19 protein-coding genes and 1 pseudogene are annotated in these 20,143 nt (G+C 61.5%); 6 read left to right on the plus strand and 14 right to left on the minus strand.

The window, feature by feature from the left end; all coding sequences use genetic code 11:
- Positions 1-123: pseudogene (locus ACYVL5_RS19160) on the plus strand (IS1595 family transposase); the annotation flags it as partial.
- Between the two features lie 75 nt (positions 124-198).
- Here the strand turns inward: ACYVL5_RS19160 and ACYVL5_RS19165 are convergent.
- The 3 genes from ACYVL5_RS19165 to ACYVL5_RS19175 all read right to left on the minus strand — a co-directional run bounded on the left by ACYVL5_RS19165 (position 199) and on the right by ACYVL5_RS19175 (position 2,073).
- Positions 199-1,056, minus strand: a complete 858-nt coding sequence (locus ACYVL5_RS19165; RefSeq protein WP_460597182.1) for an NAD(P)-dependent oxidoreductase — start codon at positions 1,054-1,056, stop codon at positions 199-201.
- Between the two features lie 133 nt (positions 1,057-1,189).
- Positions 1,190-1,846, minus strand: a complete 657-nt coding sequence (locus ACYVL5_RS19170) for an endonuclease III domain-containing protein (RefSeq protein ID WP_460597183.1) — start codon at positions 1,844-1,846, stop codon at positions 1,190-1,192.
- Positions 1,843-2,073 (minus strand): hypothetical protein, encoded by a 231-nt coding sequence (locus ACYVL5_RS19175; RefSeq protein WP_460597184.1) that lies wholly within the window; start codon positions 2,071-2,073, stop codon positions 1,843-1,845. Before ACYVL5_RS19175 ends, ACYVL5_RS19170 begins: the two co-directional genes overlap by 4 nt.
- Before the next feature lie 316 nt (positions 2,074-2,389).
- On the opposite strand from ACYVL5_RS19175, the gene ACYVL5_RS19180 reads away from it, so the two are divergent.
- Positions 2,390-3,244, plus strand: a complete 855-nt coding sequence (locus tag ACYVL5_RS19180; RefSeq protein WP_460597185.1) for a PHP domain-containing protein — start codon at positions 2,390-2,392, stop codon at positions 3,242-3,244.
- A gap of 470 nt (positions 3,245-3,714) precedes the next feature.
- Here ACYVL5_RS19180 and ACYVL5_RS19185 read toward each other — a convergent pair whose 3' ends face one another.
- The 10 genes from ACYVL5_RS19185 to ACYVL5_RS19230 all read right to left on the minus strand — a co-directional run bounded on the left by ACYVL5_RS19185 (position 3,715) and on the right by ACYVL5_RS19230 (position 14,165).
- The gene (locus tag ACYVL5_RS19185) at positions 3,715-4,536 is read right to left on the minus strand and encodes a cytidylate kinase family protein (RefSeq protein ID WP_460597186.1); all 822 of its coding nucleotides are present in this window, start codon (positions 4,534-4,536) and stop codon (positions 3,715-3,717) included.
- 174 nt (positions 4,537-4,710) lie between these two features.
- Positions 4,711-5,247: a rubrerythrin family protein gene (rbr, locus tag ACYVL5_RS19190; protein WP_460597187.1), complete on the minus strand. Its 537-nt coding sequence runs from the start codon at positions 5,245-5,247 to the stop codon at positions 4,711-4,713.
- Positions 5,248-5,363: 116 nt separating this feature from the next.
- Positions 5,364-6,359, minus strand: coding sequence for a GTP-binding protein (locus tag ACYVL5_RS19195; protein WP_460597188.1), 996 nt, complete (start codon positions 6,357-6,359; stop codon positions 5,364-5,366).
- A gap of 14 nt (positions 6,360-6,373) precedes the next feature.
- Complete coding sequence (locus ACYVL5_RS19200; RefSeq protein ID WP_460597189.1) at positions 6,374-7,348, minus strand: hypothetical protein; 975 nt, start codon at positions 7,346-7,348, stop codon at positions 6,374-6,376.
- A gap of 9 nt (positions 7,349-7,357) precedes the next feature.
- Positions 7,358-8,452 carry an SPOR domain-containing protein gene (locus tag ACYVL5_RS19205; protein WP_460597190.1) on the minus strand — a complete coding sequence of 365 codons (1,095 nt, stop codon included), beginning with the start codon at positions 8,450-8,452 and terminating at the stop codon, positions 7,358-7,360.
- 81 nt (positions 8,453-8,533) lie between these two features.
- A complete protein-coding gene (gene fusA, locus ACYVL5_RS19210; RefSeq protein WP_460597191.1) occupies positions 8,534-10,630 on the minus strand; it encodes an elongation factor G in 2,097 nt (698 codons plus the stop codon).
- A gap of 199 nt (positions 10,631-10,829) precedes the next feature.
- Positions 10,830-11,594 (minus strand): type III pantothenate kinase, encoded by a 765-nt coding sequence (locus tag ACYVL5_RS19215; protein WP_460597192.1) that lies wholly within the window; start codon positions 11,592-11,594, stop codon positions 10,830-10,832.
- Between the two features lie 132 nt (positions 11,595-11,726).
- Positions 11,727-12,713: a biotin--[acetyl-CoA-carboxylase] ligase gene (locus ACYVL5_RS19220; RefSeq protein ID WP_460597193.1), complete on the minus strand. Its 987-nt coding sequence runs from the start codon at positions 12,711-12,713 to the stop codon at positions 11,727-11,729.
- A complete protein-coding gene (gene nadC / locus ACYVL5_RS19225; RefSeq protein WP_460597194.1) occupies positions 12,710-13,540 on the minus strand; it encodes a nicotinate-nucleotide diphosphorylase in 831 nt (276 codons plus the stop codon). Before nadC ends, ACYVL5_RS19220 begins: the two co-directional genes overlap by 4 nt.
- A gap of 88 nt (positions 13,541-13,628) precedes the next feature.
- Complete coding sequence (locus ACYVL5_RS19230) at positions 13,629-14,165, minus strand: DUF4124 domain-containing protein (RefSeq protein ID WP_460597195.1); 537 nt, start codon at positions 14,163-14,165, stop codon at positions 13,629-13,631.
- 141 nt (positions 14,166-14,306) lie between these two features.
- Between ACYVL5_RS19230 and ACYVL5_RS19235 the strand changes: the two genes are divergently transcribed.
- The 3 genes from ACYVL5_RS19235 (at position 14,307) to ACYVL5_RS19245 (ending at position 16,933) form a co-directional block, all read left to right on the plus strand.
- A complete protein-coding gene (locus ACYVL5_RS19235) occupies positions 14,307-15,317 on the plus strand; it encodes a cytochrome c3 family protein (protein WP_460597196.1) in 1,011 nt (336 codons plus the stop codon).
- Positions 15,318-15,718: 401 nt separating this feature from the next.
- On the plus strand, positions 15,719-16,162 hold the full coding sequence (locus ACYVL5_RS19240; RefSeq protein WP_460597197.1) for a phosphatase PAP2 family protein: 444 nt from the start codon (positions 15,719-15,721) through the stop codon (positions 16,160-16,162).
- A gap of 21 nt (positions 16,163-16,183) precedes the next feature.
- On the plus strand, positions 16,184-16,933 hold the full coding sequence (locus ACYVL5_RS19245) for a DUF72 domain-containing protein (RefSeq protein WP_460597198.1): 750 nt from the start codon (positions 16,184-16,186) through the stop codon (positions 16,931-16,933).
- 294 nt (positions 16,934-17,227) lie between these two features.
- On the opposite strand, the gene ACYVL5_RS19250 is transcribed toward ACYVL5_RS19245, so the two are convergent.
- Complete coding sequence (locus ACYVL5_RS19250; RefSeq protein ID WP_460597199.1) at positions 17,228-18,820, minus strand: MDR family MFS transporter; 1,593 nt, start codon at positions 18,818-18,820, stop codon at positions 17,228-17,230.
- 341 nt (positions 18,821-19,161) lie between these two features.
- Between ACYVL5_RS19250 and ACYVL5_RS19255 the strand changes: the two genes are divergently transcribed.
- Positions 19,162-20,136, plus strand: coding sequence for a quinone oxidoreductase family protein (locus ACYVL5_RS19255; protein ID WP_460597200.1), 975 nt, complete (start codon positions 19,162-19,164; stop codon positions 20,134-20,136).
- The last annotated feature ends 7 nt before the right edge of the window (positions 20,137-20,143 follow it).

The raw sequence follows: 20,143 nt of genomic DNA on the forward strand, positions 1-20,143 counted from the left end.
TATCAGTACCGCTTTAACCGTCGTTTCGATCTTGCTGCTATGCTTCCCCGCCTCGCTGCTGCCGCTGCCCGGACTGGCAGCCGACCAGAGCGGTGGTTACGCCTAGCGGAAGATTGGCGCTAATCAGGATCAGGAATGAAAAAGGGGACGCCTTTCGACGTCCCCCTGTGGATTCTTTCTTACATCTGCAGCATCGGGCTACTTCCGCAGCTCCTTGATGACCGCGGAGAAATCCTCCTCGCCGAAGCCGTCCTCGACAGCCTTGCCGTAGACGGAGGTGACCGTCTTGGCGGAGGGGAGATCGATCTTCAGCTTGTCGGCCTGCTCGAGTACCCGCTGCATCTGGCGATGAACGTACTTGAGCGCGAGGTTACGGCTGAAGTCGCCGCGGGCGATGCTGCGCCCTTTGGAGTGGAACAGCGGCGAAGCGACCCCGCCGGAGTCCAGCACCTCGAGGATCTTGTCCGGTTTGAAGCCCATCTTCTCGCCGAAGACCAGCCCTTCGGAGAGAGTCTGCATCATCTCGGCCTGGAGCAGGTTGACGATCAGCTTCATCCTGGTGGCGTCCCCGATCTTGCCGATGTGGATGATGTTGAGGCCGAAGTAGGAGAACGGCTCACGGCAGCGCCCGAGCAGCGACTCGTCGCCCCCGGCGAGGATGGTCAGCAGGCCGTTGGCGGCGTGCTCCTTGCTCCCCCAGACCGGTGCCTCGAGGAAAGAGACGCTTCGCTTGGCGCACTCCTCGGCCATCCGCTCGATGGTCTCGATGCAGTGAGTCCCCATGTCCACCATGATGGTGCCGGCGTCGATCCCCTCAAGAACGCCCTTCTCGCCGAAGACCAGGTGACGGCTCTCCGGGACGATGACGATGACCAGATCCTTACCCTTGGCAGTGGCCATCGGGGTTTCGCCAACCGTAACTCCCAGCTTGGCGAGTTCCGATACGTTTTGGGGATCCTGGTCGTAAACCGTCAGTTCATAATCCGACTTGGTGAGGTTGGCAGCCATGTGCAGGCCAACGGTCCCCAATCCTACAAAACCGATTTTCTTCAGCATAAATAACCCCCCAAGGTGGCCGATGCGTCGGCAACGGTGATATCAGTAAGCCTGTTTAGGCAAGTGTTGCTGGTTCATTCCGAAAGGTCAGTTTTTCATTATACTTAAATGGCGACGAAATGCAAACATTGTTTTAACGAAACTTCGAAACGCCCGCTCTCTCGCACAGTTGGTACAGCGGACACTGGCTGCACTTGGGAGAAAGCGGAGTACACATGTTCTGCCCGAAGGTGACCAGCATGTCGTTGATGGGAATCCAGTACTGGGAAGGAAGCTTCAGCCTGAGCGCATTCTCGGTCTCCTCGGGATTCCTCGTCTTGATGTATCCCCAGCGGTTGCAGATCCTGTGGACATGGGTGTCGACGCAGATCCCCGCTTTCCCGAACCCAAGGGTCAGCACCAGGTTGGCCGTTTTGCGCCCTACCCCGTTGAACTTCAGAAGCTCGTCGAGGTCGTCGGGAACCCGGCCACCGTAACGGTCGACCAGTTCCCGGGAGATCTCCAGGATCTGCCGGGCCTTGTTGCGGTAAAAGCCGGCCGGATAGATCGCCTTCTCGATCTCCTCGACGGAGAGATGAATGAGTTTTTCCGGGGTGTCGGCCAGGGCGAAGAGACGCGCCGACGTCTCGGCGGTCACCTGGTCCCGGGTCCGCAGGGAAAGTATACAGGAGACGAGCACCTTGAATGGATCGCCGTCCTGGGTGGCGACGATGGTGACCGCGGGTGTCACCCACTGCTTGACCGCCTCGGCGACGATCGCCATCGCCTGGTGGATCTGGTCTTCCTTCATCTGTAGACCCGGTTCCTGACGATCCGCATGATCAGCACTCCCATGATGGAAGCGCAAAGACCGACGCAGAGAAGGAGAAGACCGAAGGTCCTCCCGTCGCCCAGGTTGAGGAGGTTCCGCCCGTTCATGAAGCCAATGAGACCAAGGCCGGTGAAGGTGGAGATCCCTCCAAGAACGAAGATGGAGATGGCCAGCACGGCCCAAAACATCCCCTTATTTTTTGCCACAAATCCCCCTGATTCCAACCGGAAAAATAGTCTTTTTATACTAGAACGAACCTGGCAAGGCAACCCATTTCCAGACCGGCAGTCGCTTCTCCCTTTCATGAGGGGAATGTCTCCCTTATCGGGTACGGCGAGTGGAAGCTGAAGGAGCGGCTGGAAAATGAACCGGCACCCGAAGGATTGAGTTCCGCCGCCGGGGGTCGAGTGAAGGAACGGGGGTAAAGGTTGCACAAACCGGGAAAAGCCCTATAATGACCCGACTGACCACCCTCCACGTCCAGCCCCCCAAGGGGAGCGGATGGGAGGCCAAGGAGACCGCATGAGCAACCTGGTGGACCTGCACATTCATTCCAACTATTCCGACGGGGTTCGCACCCCCGCCGAGCTCGCCGAAATGGCTTGCCGGCTCGGGCTCAAGGCCATAGCCCTCGCCGACCACGACACCGTAGACGGTACCGACGAACTCCTTGCCGCCGGCAAGGCCTGCGGGCTGGAGGTGATCCCCGCCATCGAGTTCTCGGTGGCCTACCAGGGATACCGCGACGTCCACCTGCTGGGATACTACCTCGATTATCACGACGCCGGGCTCCAGGAGACCCTGAAGGAATTCCGGGATCGCCGGGAGCGCCGCGGGGAGGCGATCGTCGGACGGATCAACGAGAAGCTCGGCTGGGAGAAAAGGGAGCCGATTTCCTGTGAAGAAGCGGCCGCCCTGGCCGAAGGCGCGCTCGGGCGCCCGCATATCGCCCAGGTGCTGATGGCCAAGGGGTACGCCGAGGACATGCAGGACGCCTTCGTCCGCTACCTCATCCCGTGTGACGTACCGAAGCGGTACTTCCCGATGGAGGAGGCGCTTACCACCATCCATCGTTTGGGCGGGGTGGCGGTGTTGGCGCACCCGACCACCGTGACCCAGGACAGGGGGGTGCTGACCGCCATCCTTGATTCCCTGATCGCGCTCGGGCTGGATGGGGTCGAGGCCTACAACAACGTCTGCACAGAGCAGGACAGCGCCTATCTCAAAGCGTACGCGGAGAAGATGGGGCTTATCTGGACCGGGGGCTCAGACTACCACGGTATCGAGGAAGGCATCGAGATGGGGAGCGGCCGGGGAAACCTGGCGATTCCCTACATCTGCGCGGAAAGCATCAAGAAGGCCCGGGACCGGAGATAAAACCTTCAGTTGGCCCCCCCATCCTCACCCTGTCCCTCCCCTTGAAGGGGAGGGAACCTTTCAGCCACCATTCCATGTCTTTTCCCCCTTTCCTCCCCTTTCCTCCCCTTTCCTCCCCTTTCCTCCCCTTTCCTCCCCTGAACTCTTTGAACTCTTTGAACTCTTTGAACTCTTTGAACACCCTGAACTCCCTGAACTCCCGCTTTGCCTCTCTATAGGCCGGAGATGTACCTTCGCCCCTTTAGGGGAGAGGGTGGCCGCAGGCCGGGTGAGGGTGGTTTTCCGCTGCCGATACCGCCCCCTCACCAGCCCCTCCTCCCGATGGGGGCGAAGGTAGATTACCAACAAAAAAAGCGGGGCAACGCCCCGGTACCACCCGGATTCCATTGCCCCGCCTTTATTTATTCCTGCCGTTTATCCCGCCCCACCCAACCGATCCCCAGGAGGCCATGGTGAGGCTGGTGCCTCCGTTAGTCCTTGGCCGGCTTGAAGTTCAGCACGTCGAGGTCAGCCTCCACGTCGACGACCCCTTCCACCTCGGAGGCGAGCTTGATCGCCTCATCGATCTCCTCTTCCGACTGGACATGACCGGAAAGAGTGACGACCCCCTGCTCGGAAACGATGCAGAAGCGAAGGGCACGAGCGAGGCTCGACTTCAAGAGCTCGGCCTCCACCCTCTTGGCGATGATGAGGTCATCAAGCAACTCCATGGACTCCTCTTCCGCCTCCTTGAGACGGGGGTCCTTGACGGCCGCCACGATGCTCTCCACCATGGCGCTCTGGGAGATGCGGGTGGTGTTGAAGACGATGTCGTAGGCGAGCGGATCGTTCCAGTCGCGGTTGAAGTAGAAGTGGATGAAGCCTCCCAACTGGTGGTCGCTCTTCCTGATCAGCTCGCGGGCCAGATCGGGATCGATCCACTCGCGCTCGGCGAACTTCTCGACGCGATCCTCGAAGGGAGCGACAAACCGCACCTTGAGGACGTTGTTGAGCCCCTTGATGAGATCCTGCGCACCGCGGCCGTACAGGATGACGTTCCCTTTTCTGGCGCAATCCAGCAGGATCAGTTCCATGGTGGCGAGGTGTGCGGCCTTGAGGCGGTCTTCGGCGGTACGGTAGGAGGGAGGCTTCTCGTCAACCCGTTCCAGTATTTCAGTAGTCAGACCGTAATTCGGTGCCAGTTCCTCGATCTTCACACGGTCGACGAGGGGATATTTCAGCCGCTTGGCCAACTCCTTGGCGACAGCGTAGGCACCTGTGCCCATCTCTCTGGAAATGGTGATGATTGCCATCCGTAGCCTCCTTAGCTAATGAGAAACCAGGGCATCATAACATGTCAGCCTGATTGTATACAAGGAATTTGAAAAAAGGCCATCAACGACAGGCCGTGTAAAACAGATGAATGGATTCAAACGGGCGCCGCGCCCCCCTGCTCTACTCACGAGACAGGGGAGCGCGGGGCTGGATCAGTAATTCTCAGCGACCCGTTCGAAGTAACCGCGGGGATGATGACAAACAGGGCACCCGGCGGGAGCCTCGGGCCCTTCGTGAATGTGACCACAGTTGCGGCATTTCCAGGAAGTAGGCTCGTCGGAGTGGAAGACGGTTCCCTCCTCCAGGGAGGCCAGGAGGGCCTTGTAGCGCTCCTGGTGCGCTTTCTCGATCTTGGCGATCCCTTCGAACACGATGGCGATGGCGGTGAAGCCCTCCTCGCGGGCCTCCTTGGCCATGCGGGGATACATATCGATCCACTCGGCGTACTCCCCGGCTGCGGCTGCCTTGAGGTTGGCCAGGGTGTCGCCGATCCCGCCGAGGGCCTTCAGGTGAAGCTTGGCGTGCTCCCTCTCGTTCTCCGCGGTCTCCAGGAAAAGAGCCGCGATCTGCTCGTATCCCTCCTTCTTGGCCACTGAGGCATAGTAGGTGTACTTGTTGCGCGCCTGGGACTCCCCGGCGAAGGCTTCCAACAGGTTCTTCTCGGTCTTGCTCCCTTTCAGTTCAGCCATGCTGCCCCTCCTTTCATGTGGTGGGAAAACGCCCCTTCCTACCCTGCCGGGGTGGTCCGGTCTGGCTGGAGAAGCGCTTTCCGTGGGCCTCAAACTGCGGTACGGATGGTGCCGTCTTAGCGCCCATCCTCGACGGACAGGGATAACGTGATGGAAACGGACGTGGTCTGGTTGCCGCTGCGCATGGTAAGCGGGATCCTGATACACCCCTGCCCGACGGCCTGGGGAGTGCCCGAGAGTTCAAGGGTGATATCCCCGGCCGCGGCAACCGAAGCGGCAGGTTGAGAAGGCTCGGCGGGCGGAGCGGGGACAGGTTCCGCTGCGGCAGGGGCCGTGGGAACGGGCGCCGCCGCAGCGGGTGCCGATACCGTGGGAGCTTCGCCTTCCTGGCCCGGGCGCCCGCGACGATCGGCAGCGGGTTCACGCACCGGCGGGGGAACATCGGCGGCGGTACTCCCGGCGCCGGCGTGGAGAGGGACCTCCTCCACCATATGCTGGAGGGCGTCACCGCTGACGCCCCCGTCCACCCCTTTGCTCCTCATCCCGACCAGCACATTCTTGACCAGGGCAAGGAGGGTCTGGAGAACGCCGTCACCGGTATAGCTGCTGGCAGTGAAGCTGGGCACCCGATCGAGGTTGAGCATGGCATCGAGCTCTACCTGGGAAAGGGCGTCCTTCAAATCGCTCTTGTTGTACTGGAGGACCACCGGCAGGGTCGAGGTGCTCTGGCCGTATCCCGCCAGGTACTCGTTGAGACGATCCAGGCTCTCCCGGTTCGCCTCGGCGCGCTGCGGGTGGCTGTCGGCCACGAAGACGATCCCGTCGACCCCTTTGAGCACCATCTTCCAGGCAGAGGGATCGACCGCATTGCCGGAAACGGTGTAGACGTGGAAGCGGACCTTGAAGCCGTCGATATTGCCGTCGCCCGGCGGAGTGAAGTCGAAAAAGAGCATGCGGGCGCCCTGCACGTTCATGGCCTTGAGAACGCCGCGGAATTCCGGCTTCAGCTTGTTGAAGACGTGCTTCAGCGTGCTTGCCTTGCCCGAAAGACCGGGTCCGAAAAAGACGATTTTGGAATTTATCTCGCGCTTAGCCTGATTGATCAAGGCCATATTGGTAACCCCCGTTATCTGCCTTCTATTTTTCCCATCAGTATCCTGCGCGCCTGGGTCGCGATCACCGTGGAGACGTTTTTACTCCTGGCCAGCGCGGAGAGGTCCTTTTCGGTCAGTGACGGGATGAACCTGAGCGCCGCGGGAAGCGGTGTCTTGTGATTCTCGATGAGCGCCTTCCTGAGCAGGTAGTTCTTGATCCAGTCCTTGTTGGCACAGATGACCCGCATGATCTCATCGTTTTGCACCTGAGACTTGGCAATGGCCAGCACCTCGGCCTCGGTGATGCGCGGGTTCTTGATGACGGCGCCGGACACGAGCTTGTTAGAGTCCTTGATCAGGATGGAGCGCCACTCCTTGTCACCGGTAAGCGCCATCTTGATCTTGTCGGCTACCCCCATGTTCTGGGAGAGCTGGTACTTCGACTGGAACTCTTCCGTCGTCTCGTCGACCTCGCCCTCCTGATCGGGCGCGGCTTCCTTCTCCTCTTTTCCCTCGCCGGACTTTTCCGCCTCCTCCCCGGCATCTTGACCTGCCGGAGTTTCCGACGAGGCAGCAGGCTGGGCCGCCGGTTGAACTGGCGGTTGCGCGGCAGGGGAAGCAGAGGCAGCCGGCGCGGAAGCCGCCTCGCGTGCGAGAAATGCAGCAGAGCGCTCGCTCAGCATCGGGTGCGCCTTAAGCAGGGGAACGACTTCCGGCTTGTTGAAGTGGAGCTGCACCAGCGCGTCGAGAATGCGCGGGTGCAGCTCCTTGTTGGCGAGCACCTGGACCAGGAACCGGGCCGGCATGGCCCGCATGGAGGCGATGGCGGTGGCCTTCACTTCCGGATCGCCGTCGTGACAGAGGTAGTAGACGAGGACGACCAGGTCATCGGGAGACAGCGGGACCTGCCCTCTGGCGGCCTTCAACCGCTCACTCCGCGGCTTGTCGTTCCCAACGAAAGGGGCGGCGGCCGCGGATATGGTAAAGGTCACCTTCTTTTCGGACACCCGAGCCTCTTACTTGCCGACTTTGACGGCCTTGGCGGTCACACCGGCACCTTTGAGCTTGGCCGCCGCCTTGTCGGCAGCAGCCTTGTCCTTGAAGCTGCCGGCGCGCATCCGGTACACGGGGACCTTGATGTTGGCGCTCTTCAGAAGGAGTTTTACCCCTTTGTTGAACAGGCGGTCCTGCTCGACGGCGGCCTTCCCTTCCCTGAGGTAGGAACCTGCGTAGACGGCGTAGCGGCCGTTTTCCTTCAGCATGAAGGCGCCGGGAGCGACCTGCTTGAGACGGTCGAGCTCTTCCTTGGCCTCGTCGTGGTCGGCGAAATCGGCCAGGTACAGGCGGTGCATCGCCTCGCTTTTCTGCACGCTGGTCTTGGAGACGTTGCCGATCCCGGCCTGTTTCAGCTTGGCGGTCACGGTTGCCGCCTCGCTCGGGGCAAGGTCCCCCTCGATGTCGAGCGCGAAGGCCGGGGCCGCTTTGGCCACCGCCTTCGGCTTGGCGGCCTTGGCCTCTTTGGCCTCCTTGGCAGCGCCCGGCTTCTGGGCCGGCTTGGCAGCTTCCGCTTTCTTCACTTCCGGTTTTTTGGCAGGTTCCGGTTTCTTGGCCTCGGCCTTCTTCACCGGCTCAGCCTTCTTGGGGGCCTCGGGCTTCTTCGCCTGGGCAGCAGGTACGGGAGCGGCTTTGGGAGCCGCCGGAGCGGGCTTGGCCTGGGCGGGAGGCACCGGAGCCGGTTTTGCCTGGGCAGCCGGGGCTGGCTTGGCCTGGGCAGCAGGGGCCGGCTTGGCCTGGGCGGCCGGAGCCGGGGCGGGCTTGGCCTGTACCGGGGGAACCGGAGCGGCGGGGGCCGCCGGAGCGGGCTGGCCCGCCTCGGGTGCCTTGGCGGCCTCCGGGGCGCCGGTCCGCGGCGGCAGCTTCTGTTTCACCGCCGGTGCCTCGGCGACCGGTTTGGGGGGCGCCTCTTCCGGGCGCGGCTTGATCAGTCCGGTGAAGAAGTACAGATAGACAAAGAGGAGAATGAGCAGTAACAGAAGCAGCAGCAACGACTGCTGCGACTTTTTCTTTTCCGGCACCAGTTCACTATCTTCCGGCGAAAAACGATCTGACATGTAGCTCATCCTCCTCAAAACAGTACATTTTAGTGGCCTCCCCCGCCCCGCAAGGGACGGGGGAGGCATGCTTGCGGCCGCCTAGGCGGCCTTGTTGTTGCCGTTACCCTTCTGGCTCTCCGCTATGACCTTTTGGGCCAGGTGGCTCGGCACCTCTTCGTAGTGGGAGAACTCGGAGGTGAAGAGGCCGCGGTCGCTGGTCATGGAGCGCAGGTCGTTCGAGTAGGTCAGTACCTCGGACATCGGGACCACCACCCGGATGATCTGGGAGTTGGCCTTCGGCTCCACCCCGACCACCTTCCCGCGGCGGGAGTTGATGTCGCCGATGACGTCACCCATGTTTTCGTCCGGCACGGTGATCTTCATGTTGACGATCGGCTCGAGGAGCACCGGCTTGCAGAGTTCCATCGCCTTCTTGAAGGCCATGGACCCCGCCACTTTGAAGGCCATCTCCGAGGAGTCGACCGTGTGGAAGGAGCCGTCGTAGAGGCTCACCTTGAAGTCCACCACCGGGTTGCCGGCCAGGAACCCTTCCTTGGCGGCCTCCTGGATTCCCTTGTCGACCGCCGGAATGTACTGGCGCGGGATGACCCCGCCGACGATCTTGTCCTCGAACAGGTACCCCTCGCCGCGCGGCATGGGCGAGAGCTCGATCCAGCAGTCGCCGTACTGGCCGCGGCCGCCGGACTGCTTCTTGTACTTCCCTTGCACCTTGGCACTACCGCGGATGGTCTCCAGGTACGGGACCTTCGGGGTCTTGAGCAACACGTCCACCCCGAACTTGCGCTTCATCTTCTCGACGATGACCTCGAGGTGGACCTGCCCCATGCCGGAGATGATGAACTCCTTGGTCTGGGGATCGCGATGGGACTCGAGGGTCGGCTCCTCTTCGATCATCCGGTGCAGGGCGCCGTGGATCTTGTCCTCGTCGTTCTTGGTCTTGGGCTCGATGGCGTAGCTGATCACCGGCAGCAGCTGCTGGGCCGGCTCGTAAACGATCGGCTTCGCCTGGTCGCAGAGGGTGTCGCCGGTGATGGTCTCCTTGAGCTTGGTGACCGCCACGATGTCGCCCGCCACCGCCTGCTTGATCGCGTGCTGCTTCTTCCCTTCCAACTCGTAGATCTGCCCGATCCGCTCCTCGACCCCTTTAGTGGAGTTGTAGATGGTCGAATCAGAGTTGAGCACCCCCGAGTAGACCCTGAAGATGGAGATCTTGCCGGTGTACGGGTCGGAGGTGGTCTTGAAGACCAGCGCCGAGAACGGCTCCGTCTCGGCAGGGGCCCTTTCCACGACCTCCTGCTTGACCGGATCGGTCCCCACCGCCGGGGTGCGGTCCAGCGGGGACGGGAGATAGGCGCAGATGGCGTCGAGCAGGTGGCTCACCCCGATGTTCGAGGTCGCCGAGCCGCAAAGTACCGGGGTGAAGGTGTTCCGCAGGGTGCCGATCCGCAGGCCGTCGTAAATCTCGTCCTCGGTCAGCTCCCCGGTCTCCAGGTACTTCTCGGTGAGGGCGTCGTACGCCTCGGCCACCGTCTCGACCATCATGTCGCGCAGCCGCTTGGCCTCGGCCATGTACTCGGACGGGATCTCCACCTCCTTGCACTGGCCGGAAAGGTCGTCCGCGTAGCGGTAGGCCTTCATTTTCACGAGGTCGATGACGCCGGAGAAATTCTCCTCCGAGCCCATCGGGCACTGGATGGCGACCCCGCGGGCCCCGAGCGCCTTCTCCATGTCGTCGATGGCACGCAGGAAGCTCGCGCGCTCCCGGTCCATCTTGTTGACGAAGGCGATGCGGGGAATTTCGAATTCGTTCGCCCACTTCCAGACTTCTTCGGTCTGGACCTTGACGCCTGAGATGGCCGAGAGGATCACGACGGCGCAGTCGAGGGCGCGCATGCAGGCGCGGGTGTCGGCGATGAAGTTTCCGTATCCCGGGGTGTCGGCGAGGTGGATGGAGCAGGTCTTCCACTCGCAGTGGTCCAAAGAGGAGGTGATGGAGATCCGACGCTTGATCTCCTCGGGTTCGAAGTCCATCGTGGAGGTGCCGTCGTCCACCCGGCCCAGGCGGTCGATCATGCCGCAGTTGTACAGGATCGCCTCGGCCAAAGAGGTCTTCCCGGCACCGCCGTGAGCTACAATTCCAAGGTTGCGCAGTTTAGCCGTTTCATACCTTCCCATGGTGCCCTCCGTTAGAATAAGAATCAGTCATGATCCACTCTGAAACGAAACCCGACCGGTGAGTAAAGCGAACGAAAAACTTAACCTCTTTTCAACTCTCTCGTTTGAACCTGTCCCGGTTACCCCCTTGTCTGTGTCTCTTCGAAAGAGCTCACTTAAATGATACCGCGCCCGTTTCCTTCAGAGAAAGAAACCGGAGCTACTTGTTTCGCTGGTAGATGATCCTCAGCCCTTCCAGAGTGAGGAATTCGTCCACCGCCTCGATGGTGGCCGACTCCGGCGCGATTAGCGAGGCTAGCCCCCCGGTGGCGACCACCTTCGGATTTTCCTTCCCCTCGGCCCTCATCCGCTGCACGATGCCGTCGACGAGCCCCACATAGCCGAAGAAGATCCCGGCCTGCATGGAGTTCACCGTGTTCTTGGCGATCACCGAGGCGGGACGGGCGATGTCGACACGGGGAAGCTTGCTCGCCTTCTGGAAGAGCGCCTCCATCGAGATGGCAAGCCCCGGGCAGATGGCTCCGCCGCAGTATTCGCCCTTCTTGTTGACGTAGTCGAAGGTGGTGGCGGTCCCGAAATCGACGATGATGAGCGCCTGCCGGTACTTCTCGAAACCGGCTATGGCGTTCACGATCCGGTCGGCGCCGACCTCCTTGGGATTGTCGTAGTGAATCGGCATCCCGGTCTTGATGCCGGGACCCACGATGTAGGGGGTGATGCGGAAATACTGGCGGGCCAGTTTCTCCAGTACCCCGGTCAGGGTGGGAACCACCGAGGAGACGATGATGTCCTTGACGTCTTCGAAGCCGATGCCGGCCAGCCGGAAAAGGTCGTGAAACAGGATGCCGTATTCGTCAATGGTCTTGGACTTGTCGGTCGACACCCGCCAGTCCCTGACCAGTCTTTCTTCGTCGTAGATGCCGAGCACGATGTTGCTGTTCCCGACGTCGATCACCAGCAGCAAATGAAACCTCCAACTACGGTTTTTAGTTATCTACTCCCCCCTTGACAAAGGGGCGCTGGGGGGGATTTCAGCGGCGGCCCGTGAAAGGCAATCCCCCCTGTCCCCCTTTATCAGTGGGGGGACCAGGGAACTCTATTCCTCGATGAGCGCCACGTCGCCGGACATGACGGTCTCAATCTGTCCCCCGGGGAGTTCGACCAGGAGGCCGCCGTAGGAGTCGATCCCCCGGGCGATCCCGGTGAACAAGCGGTCGCCGGTGCTTACCGAAACCTTGCGTCCCCGGACCGGCGCCCGCTCGAGCCACTCGGCCCGGATGGGGGCGTCCCCCTCGGCGAGGAACCGGTCATAGAGATAGTCGAGCTCGACCAGCAGGGTCTTGGTGAACTTGAGCCGGTCCACCTCCACGCCCCCCTCTTCGAGAAGGGAGGTGGCGGGATGGCGCAAGGTCCCGCCCAACTGGGAGACCCGAACGTTCACGTTCACCCCGATGCCGAGCACCACGAAGTTCACCTTCTCGGTCTCGGCGTTCATCTCGTTCAAAAGCCCGGCGACCTTCTTACCGGCAATGAGAACGTCATTGGGCCACTTGATCTGGGGGATGAGCTCGGTGCACTCCTCTATGGCGCGCGCGACGGCGACAGCGGAGAGAAAGGTGAGCTGGCAGGCGGCGACCGGAGTGATCGGAGGCCGCAGGATCACGGAGCAGTACAGGTTCACCCCCGGAGGAGAAAGCCAGACCCTTCCGAGCCTCCCCTTCCCCGCCGTCTGCCCCTCGGCGATCACCACCGTCCCCTCGGATGCGCCCTCTTCGGCCATCTTGAAGGCGACGGTGTTGGTCGATTCGGTCTCTTTGAGACAGAGAAGCGGCCGGCCGATCCGTGCGGTCTTAAGCCCTTCGCCGATCTCGAACTTGTTGAGGGTGCTCGGTGCCGCCACCAGCCGGTACCCCTTGGCGGGCACCGCCTCGATCTCGTAACCGGCGGCCCTCAGACCCTTGATTCGTTTCCAGACCGCAGTGCGGGAGACGCCGAGCAGCCTGCTCAGCGATTCGCCGGAGACGAAACCGTCTCCCGATCTAAAGAGCGCCAGTATCCTGGCATCGACCTCGGCCTCCCTCAAGCACCCTCCATGAGCATGGAGATGTCCGCGGCCCTGACCGAGTGGGTAAGGGCCCCCACGGAGATGATGTCGACGCCGGTCTCCGCGATGGCGCGGATGGTCTGCAGGTTTACTCCCCCGGAGGCCTCCACCAGCGCGCGCTTGCCGATGAGCACCACCGCCTCGGTCATCTCGGCCAGCGACATGTTATCGAGCATGATGATATCGGCACCGGCTTCCAAAGCCTCCGCCACATCCTGCAGGGTCTCGGTCTCCACCTCGATCTTCAGGGTGTGCGGGATGTAGTTCCTCGCAAGCTTCACCGCCTCCTTGATCCCGCCGGCGGCAGCGATGTGGTTCTCCTTGATGAGGACGCCGTCGTAAAGCCCGGTGCGGTGGTTGGTCCCGCCACCGACCCTGACCGAGTACTTTTCGAGCACCCTCAGGCCGGGGGTGGTTTTCCTGGTATCCACCACGCGCGCGCCGGTCCCCTTCAATTCCTTCACGTAGGCAGCGGTCTGGGTAGCGATCCCGCACATCCGCTGCAGAAGGTTCAAAGAGACCCGCTCCCCTTGGAGCAGGAGCGCGGCATCCCCCTCCATGCGGCCGATGATGTCACCCTTCTCGACGCGGTCGCCGTCGGCGAAGAGCGCCTCGAAGCGGCAGTTAGGATCGAGCAGGGTGAAGACCCGTTCGGCCACCTTGATCCCGGACAGGACCAGGGATTCCTTTGCAACCAGTCGAGCGCGCATACTGCGGGATTTGGGGAGGATGGAGAGCGTGGTTATGTCGCCGGTGTGGATGTCTTCGGCGAGGGCGGTTTCGATTATCTTGTCAATTCCGTTCATCTTATGGCGATTCTCCGTATAAAAAGGGGCAAGTTTTTATAGCACAGCTTAACCGACCCCGCAACCGCTAATAAAGACACAGTTTTGGCTACTGGCGCCACTCCGCAGGGACTCCCGCCCGGTCGGCTTCCTGGGTGAGAGCCTCCCCGTTGACGACCAGATTGTTGAGAGTTTGTTCATCGGCGGTGATGGATTCGTTCATGGTGTTGTAGGCTTCCCGGTCTCTGGTCCTCTGGTAGATCACCCTCTTGCGTCTGAGTTCCACCAGTTTGGTCTGTTTTTCAGCCAGGCGATCCTTGGCAGCCTGGATCTCGGCCTTCATGGTCGTGAAGCGGTTTTTCCACCAGGCCTGGTCGTGGCCGCCGTAGAGCTCGGGACCTTTCGGGGGGGGCGCTACCGGCGAAGGCGGCGAAGCCGGCGGGGGGGTGGCAGGTTTGGCATTGAGGGATGGCTCCTCCAGAAGCTTTAACCTGGTGGCCTTCTTCCGGTACTTGGCAGGGATGTTGTCTTTGTTGTCGGTGAAATGAACCACTCCGTTGCCGTCGATCCACCGGTAAAAGGCGGCATCGGCTGCCCCGCTGGCGAGCAAAATCAGAAGAGAAATCCAAACGAATCGTAATTTCACACGACCTCCTTCCCGGCCGGCCGGGACGGAAAAAATATAAGTAACAACCAATACTTTTCGTTGACGATGCGGCAAACCCTGTGTATATTATGCCGCTGTTGCCTGGACGGCAGATTAAAACAATGTCACAAGGAGTGGACCATGCAGTTGCGCCTCGCCATCCTCACGCTTCTTATCCTTTGCAGCGCCCAGGTATGGGCGGTGGAAACAAAGGACATCAAGTTCCCTATTAAAAACGCCGAGTCGGTTACCTTCAGCCATGAGTTCCACCTGAAGAAATATAACAACAATTGCAAGGTGTGTCACAACGCTATTTTCAACCTGAAAGAGCGTCGTCATTTCACCATGGCAGAAATGGAAAAGACTAAATCCTGCGGCGCCTGCCACACCGGGATGAAGGCCTTCAGTGTGGCCGACTCGAAAAGCTGCAACAAATGCCACAAGTCCACTCCGAAAACCGTCGATTTCAAGATCAAGGGTGGCGGCGAGGTAGCCTTCAACCACACCTTCCACGTTGGCAAGACCAACGGTGACTGCCACGGCTGCCACAACGCCAAGGTCCTCCCCGGCGGCCGCTCGACCATGGCCGAAATGGAGAAGGGGCGCTCCTGCGGCGCCTGCCACAACGACAAACGGGCCTTCACCGTGGTCGGCAACTGCGGCCGCTGCCACAAAGGGATGAAGACCCACGACATCACCTTCCCGGTCAAGGGTATCGGCCAGGTCGTCTTCAGCCACGACTACCACACCGCCAAGTACACCTGCAAGGACTGCCATACCAAGATCTTCCAGTTCAAGGCCGGCGCGAAACACAACACCATGGCCGACATGGCCAACGGTAAATCCTGCGGCGCCTGCCACAACGGCAAGACCGCCTTCTACGCCGTGAGCGATTGCAACAAGTGCCACAAAGCCTTCACCCCCGGCGTGATCGACTTCAAGACCACCATCGGCGTGGCCCGCTTCGACCACAAGGCTCACCTCTCCAAGTTCAAGTGCAAGGACTGCCACACCAAGATCTTCCCGTACAGCACCGGCGGGAAGCACTACACCATGTACCAGATGGAGAAAGGGAACTCCTGCGGCGCCTGCCACGACGGCAAAACCGCCTTCAGCGCCTCCGGCGACTGCGAGAGCTGCCACCAGAAGTAAACGGCAGCCATTACGAAATAATAGAGGCGGGGCTTTCGGGCTCCGCCTTTTTTTGTTTTCCTGATCACGCCAAGCTTCGGCCGGCTCCAACTCTCCCTCCCGCCCAGCTCACCCGGTCAGCTCACCAAGCCCGCTGAGCCCCCGCTCGTTCGCCCTCCTCATCGCCCTCCCCTGCCTCCACCCTTCCGCCCAACTATCCCCTCTACTGCCGGCCGCTCTCTCAGCGACGAGGCACAATTTCGATATACTGGATCCATACCGTCGGCAAACCGTCAGGCTAACGAGGAGATTCACTCATGCCTAATATTCGCCGCGTTACCATAGCCATCATTTTGAACCTTCTCCTTATCTTCCGATCCGTTCCCGCCGGGGGTGCAGACGCCATCACGGGGCATGTCGCCATGTCAATCGTGCCGGTCGGCGCGCTCGCCATTGCCTACCTGAAGGACGACACCGAGGGAGAGAAGCAGTTCTTGAGGAACCTGGGAGCGAACCAGTTGCTCAACTCGCTGGCCCGGCTCGGATTCAACCAGACCAGCCTCGGAAAACGCCCCAACGGCGGTGACTACGGCTTTCCGTCGGGTCACGTCGCCTTCGCCGGGGCCGGGGCCTCCTTCCTCGAGGAGCGCTACGGCTGGAAATACGGAGTTCCCGCCTGGGCCCTGACCGGCTACGTCGCCTACGTCCGGGTAGACAACCGTGACCACCACGTCCGCGACGTCCTCGCGGCCAGTGCCCTCGCCTACCTGGTCGCCAAACTCTTCGTCACCCCTGAATACGCAACCCATCTAGCCCCGGTGGTGGGCCCCGACTGGCTGGGGCTTCGCTGGCAACGTTCGTGGTAGATTCCCTGCGGAGGTGGCACCATGCCGAAAGTGTCGGTCGGATGCAGCGGGTTCAGCTACGCCCACTGGAAAGGCAACTTCTACCCTGAGGATCTCCCCCAGAAGGAATGGTTCGCCCACTACCGGACGGTATTCGCGACGGTGGAACTGAACGTCACCTTTTACCGCACCCCGACAGCCGAAACCTTCACACACTGGTATGAGGAGAGCCGTCCCGGATACCAGTTCGCCATCAAAGGGAGCAGGTACATCACGCACATCAAACGGCTTCACGACATCAAAGAGCCACTGAAGAGATTTTTCACCCCCGCCAACGAGCTCAAAGAGAAGTTGCAGTGCGTCCTTTGGCAGTTTCCACCCCAGTTCGGTCTGGACCTCGGGAGACTGGTCGAGTTTCTGAATCTCCTTGAGCAGTATCCCTACCGGACGGCACTGGAATTCAGGAACGAGAGTTGGCTTGCCGACGAGGTGGTGTCGGCCTGCAAAGAGAGGAAGGTCGCCCTCTGCATGGCAGATTCCCCTCCCTTTGTGAACGACCTCCCGCTGACCGGCGACTTCGTCTACATCAGGCGCCACGGCATGCAGGGAAGCTACAACGGCTCCTACAGTGACGGAGAGTTGGAAAGGGACGCAGAGCGCATCGCGCGCTACCTGGACAAAGGACGGGACGTCTTCATCTATTTCAACAACGACGCCGGGGGAGCCGCGCCCCAGAACGCTGCCCAGCTCAAATCCATCCTGGCGAATGTCCATCACATCGTCGCCGAGTGACTCCATCTGCTACATCGTACGAGGCACCCCATCCTCACCCCGCCCCTCCCTTGAAGGAGAGTGAGGCACGATCCCCTTTCCCCCCGGGAGGGTTAGGGTGAGGGGCCACCCGGGGGAAGATGAGGGGCAAACCCGACAGGACCAGGCTGGGTGGAGAACAGCATAAAGCAGAAAAGAGAAAGGCCGCTTCTCCCGGGGAGGCGGCCTTTCTTGCCTAGCGAATTTGGATCAAGCGGGTGGGGTCAGGAACCGGAGGCGAAAGCTGGTGGGAGCCGGAGGCGAAAGCTGGCGGGGTCAGGAACCGGAGGCCTCAGCGGGTATGGGTTCCGCCCCCTCGGCCCTCTCCGCCCGTTCGGCTGCTTCCTCGATAGCGGCGCCGGGAGTCGTTCTCCTCAGCGGCACCTCGGGGAGGAGGAGCACCACGCAGAAGGCGGCCAGGGCGGCACCGGCGGCGGCCAGGAAGGTGGTGCTGATGGCGTGACGGTAGACGGAGATGACCAGTTCCCTCTGGGCTGGCGGCAGGAGGGCGATCTGCTGGATCCCGTGCTCGAGGATGGACCGCGCACCGCCGTTCACGGAGCCGACTCCTTCCGATTGCAGCTGGAAGCTCACCAGCGCCCCGGCCAAGGCCACCCCGAAGGCGCCACCCAGTGAGCGGAAGAATCCGGCGGTCGCTGTGGCCACGCCGATTTCAGCGGGACGGACCGCGTTCTGGATGGCAACGGTCAGGTTGGGCATGACGAGGCCGAAGCCGAAACCGAGCGCGGTCACCGACGCCTCCAGCAGGACCAGCGAGCTCCCGGCCGAGGCGGCCCGGCTGACCGAGAGGAGCGCGGCGGCAGCCATGGCCAGGCCGGTCACCGGGAGAAATTTGTACCTTCCGGTCCGGGAGACCAGCCGTCCGCCGAGAAAGGACGAGGCGATGAGCCCCACCGTCATGGGAGCCATCATCAATCCCGCCCGGGAGGGGGACATTCCAAGGACCAGCTGGAAATGCAGCGGCATGAAGACCGAAGAACCAAGAAGCGCAACGAAGGTAAAAGCGAGCGTCAGGGAGGAGACGAGAAAGACCTTGTTGCCGAAGATCTGCGGGGGGATGACCGGCTCGGCCGCCCGGCGTTCCTGCCAGACCAGCAACCAGAAAAACACCGTGGCAGCAGCCGCCAGCGCCAGGATGACGGGTGAATTCCAGGCGTAGGTCACCCCGCCCCAGGTAAGGAGCAGGAGAAAGGTGGTGGTCCAACCGGTCAGCAGCAACACGCCGGGATAATCCACCCGGTGAGTGACGCGGCGGTGGGGTCGGCGGAAACCGAAGGCGATCAGAGCCAGGGCCAGCGCACCGACCGGAAGGTTGACGTAGAAGATCCATCTCCAGGAAAGGGCATCGGTGATGAACCCGCCCAGCAGCGGCCCGGCGATGCTCGAGAAGGCGAACACCGCGCCGAAAAGCCCCTGGTAGCGCCCCCGGTCACGCGGGGCGACCAGGTCGGCGATGGTGGTCTGGGCGAGAACGATCAGGCCCCCGGCCCCCAGCCCCTGGATACCGCGGAAAAGGACCAGCTGCATCATGGTCGAGGAGAGCCCGCAAAGGCAGGAGCCGATCAGGAAGACGACGATGGAGACGACGAAGAGCGCCTTGCGCCCGAACATGTCGCTCAGCTTTCCGTACAGCGGCGTGGTGGTGGTCGAGGTCAGCATGAAGGCGGTAACGACCCACGAGAGATGCGCGAGGCCGCCCAGGTCACTGACGATGCGGGGAAGCGCGGTGCCGACGATGTTCTGGTCCAGGGCGGCCAAGGCCAGGGCCAGCATCAATCCGGCAAAAACGGTGCGTATTTCCCGTTGGGAGATCGGTTCGGAAGGTTCTTCGTGGTGGGTACGGCTCATCTGCTCTCCAGGTGCGCGATGCGAAACTCGTCTGCATGTTATGCGGAAAGTCCCCGTTTGACAATCGTTTCCTGCACGAAAAAGGCCCCCTTCTTCATAGGTAAACATTGATCTTGAAGTAGTTCCTGCGAAATCGAAATAGCCACATCCGGCCGGAGTCGAAAACTCTCCGCCGCCCCCCCGACGCATCCTTGAAGAGACCCTTTGGCCTAGCCAAAGGGTTTTTCATTGGAATCGCTGCCGTCAGTTGCCGATCCCCGCAAGCTCGGTATCATTAAGTTGGCCGAAAGTACCCTTTTGAGTTAAAAGAACCAAGCATATCGAGCGGTTGGAGGACTATTATGACCAAAGCCATCATTTTCAATGAATACGGCGGCCCCGAAGTACTCAAAGTAGCCGACATCGAACTGGCCGCTCCGGGACCGGGCGAGGTGGTGCTCCGGCATAAGGCGGTCGGGATCAACTTCATCGACACCTACCAGCGAAGCGGCCTTTACAAGGTCCCTCTCCCGGCGGTGGCCGGCAACGAAGGGGCCGGTGTGGTCGAAGCGGTCGGTGAAGGGGTGACCCGGGTAAAGCCCGGCGACCGGGTGGCCTACGCGGGCCGGATCGGAGCCTACTGCGAGCAGCGCCTGATACCGGCCGACCGTCTCTGCGTTCTTCCCGACGCCATCGGGTTTGACCAGGGAGCGGCCATGATGCTGAAGGGCTTGACCGCACAGTACCTGATCCGCCGCACGTACCGTGTGCTGAGAAACGATACCGTCGTCTTCCATGCCGCCGCCGGTGGCGTCGGGCTCATCGCCTGCCAGTGGCTTAAAGCCCTCGGTGCGAAGGTCATCGGCACCGCCGGTTCCGAGGAGAAATGCCGGCTGGCCCGCGACCACGGTGCCGATTTCTGTATCAACTACCGGACCGAAAACGTCGTCGAGAGGGTAAAGGAGATCACCAAGGGGGAGGGAGTGCCGGTGGTTTACGACGGCGTTGGCAAGGACACCTTCGAAACCTCGCTGCAATGCCTGCGCCCGTTCGGGATGCTGGTCAGCTTCGGAAACGCCTCGGGTCCGGTGCCTCCCTTTGACATCAACCGCCTCTCCCCCATGGGATCGCTCTACCTGACGCGGCCGGGGCTGGCCACCTATACGGCCAAGACCTCCGATCTCGATAGCATGTCGAGGGAGCTCTTCGAGGTGGTAGCGGCGGGCAGAGTCACCATCGAGATAAACCACCGCTACCGTCTGGAGGAGGCGGCCCAGGCCCATCGAGACCTCGAATCCCGCGCCACTACCGGCTCAGGAATCCTCCTCCCCGATTGATCCCTTC

The organism is Geomonas sp. Red276, assembly GCF_054784495.1.